The sequence below is a fragment of the Streptomyces camelliae genome (assembly GCF_027625935.1).
In the GTDB taxonomy this organism is placed as follows: domain Bacteria; phylum Actinomycetota; class Actinomycetes; order Streptomycetales; family Streptomycetaceae; genus Streptomyces; species Streptomyces camelliae.
Genome location: NZ_CP115300.1, coordinates 2,336,217 through 2,349,444, shown reverse-complemented (window position 1 = coordinate 2,349,444; position 13,228 = coordinate 2,336,217). Strand labels below are relative to the sequence as shown.

Here is a 13,228-nt window from a genome sequence, read left to right as displayed (position 1 = left end):
CTCAGCCCTTCAGGCCCAGCTCGGCCCGTGTCACGTCCTTGGTGGAGAGCGTCTGCGGAGTCGCCGTGAAGGCGCGCAGCCGGAAGCGGGTGCTGTCCTTCGGGGGCAGCGGGAAGCTGCCGTCGGGCGCCCGCAGGACGACGGTCGCCGTGCTGTGCGCGGGGATCGTGGCCGGGCCGTGCGTGAGCGACCACCACTTGCTCATGCCCTGGCCCGTCGTGAGCATGTAGTGCGGAGTGAGCGCGCTGCCGCCGGAGTTGGTGACCTGCAGGGTCAGCGCCGACAGCGAGTGCGCCGAGTCGTGCCGGGCCTTCGCGATGCCCATGCGCAGCGGCGGCCTGCCGGTCACCGCCAGGGTCGCGCTGACCAGCGCGGGCAGCACCAGCACGACCACGGCCGCGGCCAGGGCCTGCTTGCGGCGCGGGCCCGTCAGCCACCGCGGCCGCGGCTGCCACGCGCCCGAGAACTCCGCCAGGGGCGTGGTGATCGCCGCCGCGAGCCACAGCGGCGTCATCAACAGGTAGTAGCCGTCCTGCGAGCGGGTCGCCAGGTAGAAGGCCAGCCAGGGCAGCACGGTCGCGGCCGGGCCGAGCCGCCGCACGAACAGCACGAACAGCGCCAGCAGAGCCGCGGCGAGCAGCATGCTCGCGTGGCCGTACCAGTCGAGCCGGTCGCTGCCGTGGGTGAAATACAGGGAGATGCCGACCAGGCCCTGCCCGTGCAGCACCGCGCCCTGGGTCAGCGGCAGGGCGATGCCCCGGATCCAGGGACCGGGCTCCGTCACGATCAAGTACGCGTTGATCAGCAGCCAGGTGAGGACCGCGATCCCCGTGATCCGCAGCACCACACGCGCCGCCTCCCGCCCGCCCAGCTCGCCCCGGCGCACGGCGTAGATGCCGGCCAGCAGGAACGGGGTCACGAACCACGGCAGTTGCTGAGCCGCGCACGCCGCGCCGAGACACGCGGCCCGGGCGATCCCCGAGGCGCCCAGCCGGCCCCCGGCGCCGAGCCGTGGCCAGCGCACGACCACCGGCACCAGCAGGACCAGGCCGACGATCGCGGGATAGCCCTGGCGGGCGTACATCGGCAGGAAGCCGAACCCCAGGAGGACCATCGTGGCCGCCGAGCGCCACGGCACCGGCAGCAGCCGCCACATCAGGACCGCGCCCACGACCAGCACGACGGTCACCGCCGCTGTCGCCGGGATGCCGCCGTGGCCCACCCAGAGGAACGGCAGGATGAGCAGCGGGGTCAGCGGCGGATAGCCGTACGTGAAGTCGTACCCGCCGTCTGTCGTCGGCGTCAGCGCGACGCTCGGGTCGCGGAACAGCCACGGCCAGGGGTTGTCGTACACCTGATGGCCGTTCATGATCTCGCGCGCGGCCTGGGTGCTCAGGACCGCCTCGTCGCCGCCGGCGTGGTTGAGCGCCCATGTGCACAGGACGAGTGCGATCGCCGTCACCAGGACCACCAGGTCGAGGCGGGCGAGCGAGCGCGCCCGGCGGACCGTGAGCGCGAGCACGCCGGTCACCAGGATCGCGGCGTAGCAGACGGAGATGACGGCCGCGAGGACCAGCCGGTGCGTGGCTGCCTGGGTCCACACCGTCCGGGTGCCGATGAACAGGCTGACGTCGGCGAGCAGGGTCAGTACGCGATGCCACTGCGCGGGCGCCCCGGGGGCATCGGCGCGTGGTCCCGGAGCGGCGGACACCGCCGACTGCGTCCGCCAGCCGGGTGTCACCTGCGGTGTTTCTGCCAAGTGCACGGGCCGGACGGTACCGGCGGCACATGAGCGCCAGATGGACGCATGTGAAAACTTCGATGAGGCAGAGGTGATCGGCGGGCGTAATCGCACATACAGCCCAGGTCGGGCAGTCGTGGGTCACCGGATCGGTCGCAGACCGTGTCGTTGTTGGGCCGAACGGGTGACTTGGCGTAAGAATTGACCGGTGCAGGCATTGAGTGCGAGTCAGGTCGGGGGGAGCCGGTGAGCCGTTACGACGTCACCGATGAACAGTGGGAAGGGCTCGCCCAGGTCGTGCCGCTGCGGGGCCGGGACGCCTGGCCGTCCGCGGTGGACCACCGCGCGCTGCCGGACGCCGAGACCGAGACCCGGCGCCGGTTCGTGGTCCTGCGTGTCAACGTCTTCGCGGACGCCCGCGAGGTCGCCGAGACCCTGATGGCCGGTGCGCCGGTCCTGCTCGACCTGTCCGGCGCGGAGACCGAGGTCGCCAAGCGCGTCCTCGACTTCAGCACGGGCGTCGTCTTCGGCCTGGGCAGCGGCATGCACCGCGTCGACCGGAACGTGTTCCTGCTCACCCCGCCCGGAACCGAGGTCAGCGGGCTGATGGAAGGGGCGGGGGTCTCGGAGGGCTGAGCCCCGCCGAGACCCCGCCCGCACGCCGAGTCCCCCGGCCGACGGCACGTCACCCGGCGGACGTCCCCCGATCGTAGGAAGGTCCGCAGGGCAAAACGGTTCGGCGGGGCGGCGGAGTTCTACCGTCCGCACATGGCCGTGTCTTCCGTCTCCGCCGAGCCTCCGGCGGCCGCCGCGTCCGGCGGGACCGTCCCCGCGCAGTCCCGTGTGTCCGGCGACGCCCGTGCGCCCGGCGGCGGCCTCGATGTGCGGGCCCGGATCACCGAGTTACGGCTGTCGGCGTTCGCCGGGCACCGGCGGGCCGGGTTCCCGCTCGGGCCCGTCACCCTGTTCGCGGGACCCAGCGGCACGGGGAAGACGACCGCGCTCATGGCGTACGAGGCGCTCGCCCGGCTCGGCAGCGGCGCCCCGCTCGCCCAGGCGTTCCCGGACCCGCTCGCCTGTGTGCCGCAGCGGGCGCGCCCCGACGCCGGAGGCCGGCGCGGCTTCCGGATCGGCTGTACGGCCGACGGCGTCGAGGGACCCGTCCGGCTCGACATCGCCGTACAGGCCGAACCCGCCCTCAGGATCGCGGGGGAGCGGCTGACCGCGGGCGGTGTCGTCCTGCTGCAGACCGCTCTGCGCGACCCGTCCCGCCGGACCGTCCAGGCCGCCTGGCACACCGCGGGCTCCGCCCCGGTGACCCGCGCCCCGCTGCCCGACGACCGCCTCGGCACCGCCCTGCTGCCCCTGCGCGTGGCCGGCAAGACGGACGGGCAGCGGCAGGTACTCGCCGCGGCCGAGCAGATGGTGGTCGCCCTGCGCTCCGTCTTCCCCTGCGATCCCCGCCCCGAGTACATGCGCACCCCCGTCCCCACCGGCTCCGGCCGGCTGCTGCAGGGCTGCGACAACCTCGCCGACGTGCTGTGGCGCACCCGCGCCGAGTGCGCCCGCCGGCACGGCCTGCTGGTCGAGGCGCTGCGCGCGGGCTGCGCCGGTCCGGTGACCGATCTGGTCGCCGAGCCGCTGTCCGACGGCACGGTACGGGCGCTGCTCGACCACGGAGACGGCTTCCGCACCGAGCTCGCCCGGCTCGGCGACGGCGAACTGCGCTATCTGGCCCTGACGTTGGTGCTGCTGACCGGCCCCGGCGTGCTGGACCTGGACGCCCCCGGCGAAGTGCCCGACGCGCTGCGCAGCCTCACCGTCCTCGCCGACGGCTTCGACCGCGGCCTGGACCCGGCACAGCGTCTCGCACTGCTGCGGACGGCGGCGCGGATGGGCGAGCGCGGGCACATCCGGTGCCTGGGCGCGGTGAGCGACGGCTCATGGGCCACCGGGGCCGACGGGGTGACCGTGGTGCACCTGGACCGGGAGAGCCGCGGTGATACACCTGGACCGTGACACAACCCCCTGACCTCGCCCGGCTCCAGCGCAGGCTCGCCGAGTTCGCCGCCGCGCGGAACTGGCAGCCCTACCACACCCCCAAGAACCTCGTCGCCGCCCTCTCGGTGGAGGCCTCCGAACTGGTCGAGATCTTCCAGTGGCTGACCCCGGAGGAGTCGGCACGGGTGATGGACGACCCCGGCACCGCGCACCGCGTCGAGGACGAGGTCGCCGATGTCCTCGCCTATCTGCTGCAGTTCTGCCAGACCCTCGGCATCGACCCCCTGGCGGCGCTGGACGCCAAGATCGACCGCAACGAGCGGCGGTTTCCGGTCGCCGGGGAGAAGAGTGGGCGGGAGCGGGGTCAACTGCCGGAATCCTGAACTCCGTTATCACGTTCCGTAGCAAAATCACCTGTCGAATCCGAATTGTTGTCCACAAATTTCCGTGTAGCACTGGCTTTTCGCCTCACACACCCTCACTCTGGGTAGTGGATACGGTAGTTCACGCGGACGTGCGAGAAAGCATGTGGAGGGACGGGGGCGACGTATGGATGCGATACGGCTCATCCTCGCGAGCAGGCGAGCCCTGGCGAACAGCGCGGACGCAGGCGAAATCATGGCGGAGGTCTGGCAGGCCCAGTCCCTGGCCCAGGCGATCGGCAGCCGGCTCGCGGTCTCCGGCCCGCCGGAGCTGCGCGGCGAGGCGCTCGGCCTGACGGAGCTGGCGGGCCGGGGCTGCGGCGTCCTCGACCCGCCCGAACTCGACCCCGGCGATCTGCGCGCCGCCCAGCTCACCGAGCTGGACGACGCCCGCGAGACCCTGCTCTGCCTCGGGGGTCTGCTCGGCGAGGTCGGCATCGCCCTGGTCGGTGTCGCGAGTTCCGCCGCCGACGAGACGACGTACTGGCAGTGCATGGAGGCCATCGACGCGGCCGACGAGTCCCGCGACCGCGTCCTGGAGATGCTGCGCAAACTGGCCGCGCGGGAGGAGGTGTTACGGGAGAGCGGGAACGAGAACAGCCCTTCCGGCGTGTGAGGACGAGAGGCGTAAGGCTCGAAGCGGGGTCTGGGGGCGGCCGCCCCCAGTACGGTGCCTCAGCCGAGGTCGGCTTCCTCGGTGCCGCTCTGACCGGCGTGCAGATCCGCCAGCTCCGACAGATCCGCGTTCAGCGCGGCCATCAGCTCTTCCATCTGCTCCAGCAGCCCCTTCGGCTGACCGGCGGAGCCACTCTCTTCGGACACTACGGCCTCCTCGGCCTCCGGCCCGGCAGGCCGGCGCGGTGACGCGCGACGGCGGCCACCGTCCGGCGCGGGTGCCGGACGGTCCGGCTCCGACGTCCCAACGATCATCACCGGGGCCGGTCACTGGCCCGCGCGGCGCCCACGGCGCCCCACCCCGATTTTCACCCGACCGGGGACCGCCGCACCTGGCGGTACCGGCGAGGTTGACGCGGGTCGCGGCAGGCAGGATGGGTGTATGGACCTTCGAATCTTCACCGAGCCCCAGCAGGGGGCCACCTACGACACCTTGCTCACCGTGGCGAAGGCCACCGAAGACCTCGGCTTCGACGCCTTCTTCCGCTCCGACCACTACCTCCGCATGGGCAGCACGGACGGCCTGCCCGGCCCCACGGACGCCTGGATCACCCTGGCCGGCCTCGCCCGTGAGACCCAGCGGATCCGCCTCGGCACACTGATGACGGCCGGCACCTTCCGGCTGCCCGGTGTGCTCGCCATCCAGGTCGCCCAGGTCGACCAGATGTCCGGCGGCCGGGTGGAGCTGGGCCTCGGCGCCGGCTGGTTCGAGGAGGAGCACAAGGCGTACGGCATCCCGTTCCCGAAGGAGAAGTTCGCCCGGCTGGAAGAGCAGCTCGCCATCGTCACCGGGCTGTGGGCCACCGAGGTCGGCAAGACCTTCGACTTCCACGGCACCTACTACGACCTGACCGAGTCGCCCGCGCTGCCCAAGCCCGCCCAGGGCAAGGTCCCGGTGCTCATCGGCGGCCACGGTGCGACGCGCACGCCGCGGCTGGCCGCGAAGTACGCCGACGAGTTCAACATCCCGTTCGCCTCCGTCGAGGACAGCGAGCGGCAGTTCGGCCGGGTGCGGGCCGCTGCCGAGGAGGCCGGCCGCCGCGCGGACGAGCTGACGTACTCCAACGCACTCGTGGTCTGCGTCGGCAAGGACGACCAGGAGGTCGCCCGGCGCGCCGCGGCGATCGGCCGTGAGGTGGAGGAGCTGAAGGCCAACGGCCTGGCGGGCTCCCCGGCCGAGGTCGTCGACAAGATCGGCCGGTACGCCGCGATCGGCTCCCGGCGGATCTACCTGCAGATCCTGGACCTGGCCGACCTGGACCACCTGGAACTGATCTCCGCCCAGGTGCAGTCGCAGCTGCCGTAAGGAGCCGGAGGGCATCCCGGTGTCCGGCACCGGTCCCGGGGATGCCCTCCTGGTGGCGGTATGTGATGGAGTATCGGCATGGGATCGGGCATCTACGTCCACGCGTTCCGTGACGGCGCCATCGTGCCGATGGACGCCGCGGCCGTCCGCGAGGTGCTGGCGCCGTACGCGCCGTACGACGTCCCGGACGGCGAGCCGGTCGAATGGGTGCGGGCCGCCGACGGCAGCGACGCCGACGTCTATCTGCACCACGGGGTGTCGTTCGACCGGCCGGGCCCCGGCGTGCTGGACATCGTCGCCGAACTGGCCCGCCGCACCGGCGCGGCGATCGTGCTGCCGACGGATCCCACGGTGATCGTGACCAGCGCGGCGGACGTACGGCATCTACCGCAGGAGCTGCGCGCGCGGGCGGTCGTGGTGCCGCCCGCCGCGCTGACCGGGCAGGCGATCGAACAGGTCGTCAGACCACGGCCGGAACCCCGGCGCCGGCCGATGCTGCCGCCGTTCCCCTACCACCCGGACCCGGTGGCCACCGGCTCGGTCACCGCCGCCGACGAGCCGTGCGTGTGCTGCGGACACGACCAGGGCTGGATCTACACCGGCCCGGTGCACGGCGAGGACGTACCGGACGGGCGCCTGTGCCCGTACTGCGTCGCGTACGGCACCGCGGCCAAGCGGCTCGGGGTGTTCTTCAACGACGTCGAGGCGGGCCGGATGCCGGACGAGGCGGCCCGGCAGATCTGCGAGCGCACCCCCGGCTTCGCCACCTGGCAGGACTGGGGCTGGCCGGCGCACTGCGGCGACGGCGCGGTGTTCCTCGGCACGGCGGGCGCCCGGGAACTGCGGCCCTACCCGGACGCGCTCGACGAGCTGCGCGGGCAGTGCGCCGAGTGGGGCTGGGCGGCCGGCCCCACCGAGGAGTTCCTCGCGGCGCTCGACCAGGACGGTCAGCCGACCGCGTACCTCTTCCGCTGCCGCATCTGCGGGACGCATCTCGCCCGGGCCGACTTCACCTGAGGCCGGACGCCCGGATGTGGGACCGCTGTGCACGACGTAGGGCGGAACTGTGGGCTCCATCACAGCGCCCAAGATCCGGGCCTGATCGGATGACCCCGTGCGCAAAGTCCTGCCTCTCGCCCTCGCCGGCCTCTTCGCCGTGTCGGCCTGCCAGTTCGCCGGTGGCGACGACGACCCCGCCGGCGAGGCCCGCCGTCTCAACACCAGGGCGGCTTTCCCGCTGCACGCGTACGTCCGGGACTCGGCCTCGCCCGGCGCCGAGGACGTCGACAGGGCCCAGTGGATCCTCGCCAAGACGTGCATGGTCCGGCTCGGCTTCACCGGCTTCGCGGTGCTCGACACCAAGAGCGTCGAGTCGACCTACCCGGAACGGCCGGGCACACTCGACCTCACCGCGTTCGGCGACGACAGCCCGTACGGAGTGGACGACCCCGACCTGGCGTCCGAGCACGGTTACCACGGCCGCAAGGCGGCGGACGCCCCCCAGAGCCGGCAGTGGCCCGTCGATCAATTCCTCGCCCTCACCGGCGAGTTCCAGCCCGGGGACAGCCGGCTCACACACGGACACCGCATCCCCGAGGGCGGCTGCCTGGGACAGGCGATGCGGACGATCTACGACGCTCCGCCCAAGGCGGCGAAGGTCGGCATCGTGAACCTCAGGAGTTACGACTCCCTGGCCATGCAGCTCTGGTACCAGTCCCACCAGGAGGCCCAGAAGGACCCGGCCTGGAAGAAGGCCGACCGCGCCTGGGCGGACTGCATGAAGAAGCAGGGTCTCCACTACTCCGACCCGGACAAGGCGGCCGCGGACTTCGCCTGGTACAGGACGGAGCAGCCCTCCGCCAAGGAGAAGAAGACGGCCGCCGCCGACGCGAGGTGCAAGCTCGACACCGGGTACATCCCGGCCGCCCACGCCCTCGACACGCGCACCCAGAAGGCCGCCATCGACAGGAACAAGCAGAAACTGGACGACCTGCGGGCCACACAGGAGCGGGCTCTGCGCAACGCCCGGACGATCATCGCCAAGGAGTCGTGACGAACGGGAAAACCGGTGGTCGCCGGGGTGGGAGCCCGGAACAATCGGACGCGTGTTCCTGACGATCTCGACGCGCGGCGACGCCGCCCACCCGGCCACCGACCTGGGATACCTGCTGCACAAGCACCCCGGCAAGGCGCAGAAGTTCTCCACGTCCTACGGCATCGCCCATGTCTTCTACCCGGAGGCGGACGATCAGCGCTGCACGGCCGCGCTGCTGCTGGAGATCGACACGGTCGCGCTGGTCCGGCGCGGCAAGGGCAAGGGCCGTGGCGGCGCGCCCGACGCGGCGCTCGCGCAGTACGTCAACGACCGCCCCTACGCGGCCTCCTCGCTGCTCGCGGTCGCGCTGAGCGGTGTCTTCTCCAGCGCCGTGCGCGGGGTGTGCGCCGCCCGTCCCGAACTCCCTGGTCAGACACGGCACTTGCGCATCGAGGTGCCCGCCCTGCCCGCACGGGGCGGTCCGGGTCTCGTGCACCGGCTCTTCGAGCCCCTCGGCTGGACGGTGTCCGCCGAGCCGGTGCCGCTCGACACCGAGTTCCCCGAGTGGGGCGACTCGCGCTACGTCCGGCTCGTCCTGGAGTCGGAGAAGCTGACCCTTGCCGAGGCGCTGCGCCATCTGTACGTGCTGCTGCCGGTCCTCGACGACGCCAAGCACTACTGGGTCGCCTCCGACGAGGTCGACAAACTGCTGCGCGCGGGCGAGGGCTGGCTGCCCGGACACCCCGAACAGCGGCTCATCACCACCCGGTATCTCACCCGCCGCTGGTCGCTGGCCCGGCAGGCGACCGAGCGGCTGGAGCTGGTCCGGCTCGCCGAGGCCGACGACAGCGAGGTCGAGGAGATCGACAACGCGGTCGCCGAGGAGACGGAGACCGAGGAGAAGCCGACCCCGCTCGCCGTCCAGCGCCGGGCGGCGATCCTCGCAGCGCTGCGCGCCCACGGCGCCGCCCGGGTGCTCGATCTCGGCTGCGGACAGGGCGAGTTGGTGCGGGAGCTGCTGAAGGACCCGCGGTTCACGGAGATCGTCGGACTCGACGTGTCCGCGCGGGCCCTCACGATCGCCGCGCGCCGGCTGAAGCTGGACCGCATGGGGGAGCGGCAGGCCTCCCGGGTCCGGCTCCTGCAGGGCTCCCTCGCCTACACCGACAAGCGTCTGAAGGGCTACGACGCGGCCGTGCTCAGCGAGGTGATCGAGCACCTCGACCTGCCCCGGCTGCCCGCCCTGGAGTACGCGGTGTTCGGCGCGGCCCGCCCCCGCACGGTCCTCGTGACCACCCCGAACGTCGAGTACAACGTCCGCTGGGAGACCCTGCCGGCCGGCCATGTCCGGCACGGCGACCACCGCTTCGAGTGGACCCGCGAGGAGTTCCGCGCCTGGGCCGGCCGCATCGCCGGACTCCACGGCTACGAGGTCGAGTTCGTCGCCGTGGGACCGGACGACCCCGAGGTCGGACCGCCCACCCAGATGGCCGTATTCGAAATGATCACACCCACGCTCGGCGCGAAGGAGGCGAAGGCGGCATGACCGGCAAGACCGACGGACGGGTCCTCCCCGTCACCGACCTCTCCCTCGTCGTCCTCGTCGGCGCCTCCGGCTCCGGCAAGTCCACCTTCGCCCGACGGCACTTCAAGCCCACCGAGGTGATCTCCTCCGACTTCTGCCGCGGCCTCGTCTCCGACGACGAGAACGACCAGAGCGCGACCCGGGACGCCTTCGACGTGCTGCACTACATCGCCGGCAAGCGGCTGGCCGCCGGCCGCCGCACGGTCGTGGACGCCACCAGCGTGCAGCAGGACAGCCGGCGGCAGCTGATCGAGCTGGCGCGGACGTACGACGTGCTGCCCATCGCCATCGTGCTCGACGTGCCCGAGGAGGTGTGTGCCGAGCGCAACGCGGCCCGCACCGACCGCGCCGACATGCCCCGCCGGGTCATCCAGCGGCACATCCGCGAACTGCGCCGCTCCGTCCGGCACTTGGAGCGCGAGGGCTTCCGCAAGGTGCACGTCCTGCGCGGAGTCGCGGAGGTCGACGCCGCCACCGTCGTCACCGAGAAGCGCTTCAACGACCTCACGCACCTCACCGGCCCGTTCGACATCATCGGCGACATCCACGGCTGCGCCGCCGAACTGGAGTCCCTGCTGGCCAAGTTGGGCTACGCGGACGGCGTGCACCCCGAGGGCCGTACCGCCGTCTTCGTCGGCGACCTGGTCGACCGTGGCCCCGACTCCCCGGGCGTGCTGCGCCGGGTGATGTCGATGGTCGGCTCCGGCAACGCGCTGTGCGTGCCGGGCAACCACGAGAACAAGTACGGCCGTCATCTCAAGGGCCGCAAGGTCCAGCACACCCACGGGCTCGCCGAGACCATCGCCCAGATGGAGGGCGAGAGCGAGGAGTTCCGGGCCGAGGTGCGCCGTTTCCTGGACGGGCTGGTCAGCCACTACGTCCTCGACGGCGGCAAGCTGGTCGTCTGCCACGCCGGCCTGCCCGAGAAGTACCACGGCCGCACCTCCGGCCGGGTCCGCTCGCACGCTCTGTACGGCGACACCACCGGCGAGACCGACGAGTTCGGACTGCCGGTGCGCTATCCCTGGGCGGAGGACTACCGGGGCCGCGCGGCCGTCGTCTACGGGCACACCCCGGTGCCGGAGGCGACCTGGCTCAACAACACCATCTGCCTGGACACCGGCGCCGTCTTCGGCGGCAAGCTCACCGCGCTGCGCTGGCCGGAGCGCGAGCTGGTGGACGTACCGGCCGAGCGGGTCTGGTACGAGCCGACGAGGCCGCTGCGCTCCGAGGCGCCCGGCGGGCACGACGGCCGGCCGCTGGACCTGGCCGACGTGTACGGCCGCAGGGCCGTGGAGACCCGGCACGCGGGCAGGGTCGCGGTGCGCGAGGAGAACGCGGCGGCGGCCCTGGAGGTCATGAGCCGGTTCGCGATCGACCCGCGACTGCTGCCGTATCTGCCGCCGACCATGGCGCCTACGGCGACATCGCAGATCGAGGGGTACCTGGAGCATCCGGCGGAGGCCTTCGCGCAGTACGCGCGGGACGGGGTCGAGCGGGTCGTGTGCGAGGAGAAGCACATGGGCTCGCGGGCCGTGGCCCTCGTGTGCCGGGACGCGGCGGCTGCCGCGCGGCGGTTCGGGGTGGATGGACCCACGGGTTTCCTCTACACCCGCACCGGGCGGCCGTTCTTCGACGACGAGCGGATGACCGAGGAGATCCTCGGCCGGCTGCGCTCGGCGATCGGGGGCGCCGGGCTCTGGGACGAACTGGCCACGGACTGGCTGCTGTTGGACGCCGAGCTGATGCCGTGGTCGCTGAAGGCCTCGGGTCTGCTGCGCGGTCAGTACGCGGCCGTGGGCGCGGCCGCGGGCGCGGTGTTCCCGGGCGCGCTGGCCGCCCTGGAGGCCGCCGCGGCGCGCGGCACCGACCTGGGCGGCCTGCTGGACCGCCAGCGCGAACGCGCCGCCGACGCGGCCGCGTTCACCGGCGCCTACCGCCGCTACTGCTGGACCACCGACGGCCTGGACGGCGTACGCCTGGCCCCCTTCCAGCTGCTGGCCGTCCAGGGCCGCAGCCTCGCCACGCTGCCGCACGACGAGCAACTGGCCCTGCTCGACAGGCTGGTGGAGCACGACGGCACCGGACTGCTGCAGACCACCAGAAGGCTGTACGTCGACACCGGCGAGGCGGAGTCGGTCCGCGCGGGCGTCGACTGGTGGCTGGAGATGACCGGCCGCGGCGGCGAGGGCATGGTGGTCAAGCCGCTCGGCGCGCTCGTCCGGGACGGCGACGGCAGGCTGGTCCAGCCCGGCATCAAGTGCCGGGGCCGGGAGTACCTGCGGATCATCTACGGCCCCGAGTACACCCGGCCGGACAACCTGGCCCGGCTGCGGGGGCGGTTCCTGAACCACAAGCGGTCCCTCGCCCTGCGCGAGTACGCCCTCGGCCTGGAGGCGCTGGACCGGCTCGCCGACGGGGAGCCGCTGTGGCGGGTGCACGAGGCCGTGTTCGGGGTGCTGGCCCTGGAGTCGGAGCCGGTGGACCCGCGGCTGTAGCCCGCGCGGGGGCGGCTACCCCACCAGCCGCAGCCGCTGCTCGCACACCCCGACGCGGACCGTCTGCCCCCAGGTCAGCTGGAGCGCGTCCGTCTCGATGCCGTCGCCGAAGGCGATGAGGCGGTCGGACTCGACGGTGACCGTCAGCCCCGCCGAGGCCGCGAGTTCGCCGGCCACCAGGCTCGTCCCGGTGGCCGGTGACGGCCAGGCCTCGCGGACGAACCACACCAGCCGGTCCTCGGTGGGGGAGGGCAGCGCGATCCGGCTGCCCCGCTCCTGCCACACGGAGCGGAGCCAGCCGGTCGCGCCGGTGCCGGTTCCCACCAGCACCCCGGAGGAAGCCTGGGCCTCGACGACACCCCCGTCGTCCTCCAGGCCCAGGCGGTATCGGGCGGTCTGATGACCGGCCGTGCCCAGGAAGATCTCGTTGAGCGCCAGGAGCCGCTGGGTGTCGTCGGCGACGGCCTCCACCATGGTGAGTTCGTCCACCGAAGAGCCCGAACCGCCCGCGGAGGCCAGCACCCTGGCCGCGTCGCCGGGCCGGTGCCGTACCAGCACACCCGGGTTGCGGCCGGGGTCGGTGTCGATGCCGATCACCGGCTGGCCGGTCAGGTACTTGGCGGCGTTCGCGACCAGCCCGTCCTGCCCGATCACCACGACCACGTCCTCGGGTGCGAACAGGAACCGGTCCAGGTCGCCCCGTTCCACCCGTGCCTGACGCCACGTCAACGGCACCGCCGAGGTCACCTCGGCCAGCGCGGCGCGGGCCCGGCGGTGGCGCGCGGCGACCTCCTCGATGTCCCGGCCCCGGGAGGCGAGGAAGAACGCGGCCTGGCCGTGCGTGCCGTGCCGGGCGACCAGCTCCTCGTACTCCGTGGTGCGGTGGACCAGCACGGCACGCGGGGCGAGGCTCATCGGGTTGCTCCGGGGGTGGGCCCGGGCCTGCTCGGGGCTGTGCTGCGGGG

The 13,228-nt window shown here is 72.7% G+C and carries 12 protein-coding genes; 9 read left to right on the top strand and 3 right to left on the bottom strand.

Annotated elements, in window-relative coordinates; all coding sequences use genetic code 11:
- Nucleotide 1: 1 nt before the first annotated feature.
- Entirely contained in the window at nucleotides 2-1,765 is a 1,764-nt protein-coding gene (locus O1G22_RS10560) for a hypothetical protein (RefSeq protein ID WP_428986344.1), read from the bottom strand.
- Between the two features lie 222 nt (nucleotides 1,766-1,987).
- Between O1G22_RS10560 and O1G22_RS10555 the strand changes: the two genes are divergently transcribed.
- The 4 genes from O1G22_RS10555 to O1G22_RS10540 all read left to right on the top strand — a co-directional run bounded on the left by O1G22_RS10555 (nucleotide 1,988) and on the right by O1G22_RS10540 (nucleotide 4,780).
- Complete coding sequence (locus tag O1G22_RS10555) at nucleotides 1,988-2,377, top strand: cell division protein SepF (RefSeq protein WP_225095502.1); 390 nt, start codon at nucleotides 1,988-1,990, stop codon at nucleotides 2,375-2,377.
- A 132-nt stretch (nucleotides 2,378-2,509) separates the two neighbouring features.
- Nucleotides 2,510-3,760: an AAA family ATPase gene (locus tag O1G22_RS10550; RefSeq protein ID WP_270081120.1), complete on the top strand. Its 1,251-nt coding sequence runs from the start codon at nucleotides 2,510-2,512 to the stop codon at nucleotides 3,758-3,760.
- Nucleotides 3,757-4,125, top strand: a complete 369-nt coding sequence (locus tag O1G22_RS10545; RefSeq protein ID WP_270081119.1) for a nucleotide pyrophosphohydrolase — start codon at nucleotides 3,757-3,759, stop codon at nucleotides 4,123-4,125. The genes O1G22_RS10550 and O1G22_RS10545 overlap by 4 nt, the downstream gene beginning before the upstream one ends.
- Nucleotides 4,126-4,291: 166 nt before the next feature.
- Complete coding sequence (locus O1G22_RS10540) at nucleotides 4,292-4,780, top strand: DUF6099 family protein (protein ID WP_225095505.1); 489 nt, start codon at nucleotides 4,292-4,294, stop codon at nucleotides 4,778-4,780.
- A 59-nt stretch (nucleotides 4,781-4,839) separates the two neighbouring features.
- On the opposite strand, the gene O1G22_RS10535 is transcribed toward O1G22_RS10540, so the two are convergent.
- On the bottom strand, nucleotides 4,840-4,986 hold the full coding sequence (locus O1G22_RS10535) for a hypothetical protein (RefSeq protein ID WP_270081118.1): 147 nt from the start codon (nucleotides 4,984-4,986) through the stop codon (nucleotides 4,840-4,842).
- Between the two features lie 235 nt (nucleotides 4,987-5,221).
- On the opposite strand from O1G22_RS10535, the gene O1G22_RS10530 reads away from it, so the two are divergent.
- The 5 genes from O1G22_RS10530 to O1G22_RS10510 all read left to right on the top strand — a co-directional run bounded on the left by O1G22_RS10530 (nucleotide 5,222) and on the right by O1G22_RS10510 (nucleotide 12,263).
- Nucleotides 5,222-6,145, top strand: a complete 924-nt coding sequence (locus tag O1G22_RS10530; protein WP_270081117.1) for an LLM class F420-dependent oxidoreductase — start codon at nucleotides 5,222-5,224, stop codon at nucleotides 6,143-6,145.
- A 78-nt stretch (nucleotides 6,146-6,223) separates the two neighbouring features.
- Entirely contained in the window at nucleotides 6,224-7,162 is a 939-nt protein-coding gene (locus O1G22_RS10525; RefSeq protein WP_270081116.1) for a CbrC family protein, read from the top strand.
- Between the two features lie 97 nt (nucleotides 7,163-7,259).
- Nucleotides 7,260-8,198 (top strand): hypothetical protein, encoded by a 939-nt coding sequence (locus tag O1G22_RS10520; protein WP_270081115.1) that lies wholly within the window; start codon nucleotides 7,260-7,262, stop codon nucleotides 8,196-8,198.
- Nucleotides 8,199-8,250: 52 nt separating this feature from the next.
- A complete protein-coding gene (locus O1G22_RS10515) occupies nucleotides 8,251-9,726 on the top strand; it encodes a 3' terminal RNA ribose 2'-O-methyltransferase Hen1 (RefSeq protein WP_270081114.1) in 1,476 nt (491 codons plus the stop codon).
- Nucleotides 9,723-12,263: a polynucleotide kinase-phosphatase gene (locus tag O1G22_RS10510; RefSeq protein WP_270081113.1), complete on the top strand. Its 2,541-nt coding sequence runs from the start codon at nucleotides 9,723-9,725 to the stop codon at nucleotides 12,261-12,263. Before O1G22_RS10515 ends, O1G22_RS10510 begins: the two co-directional genes overlap by 4 nt.
- A 15-nt stretch (nucleotides 12,264-12,278) precedes the next feature.
- On the opposite strand, the gene O1G22_RS10505 is transcribed toward O1G22_RS10510, so the two are convergent.
- Nucleotides 12,279-13,178, bottom strand: a complete 900-nt coding sequence (locus O1G22_RS10505; RefSeq protein ID WP_270081112.1) for an NAD(+)/NADH kinase — start codon at nucleotides 13,176-13,178, stop codon at nucleotides 12,279-12,281.
- Nucleotides 13,179-13,228 lie beyond the last annotated feature (50 nt).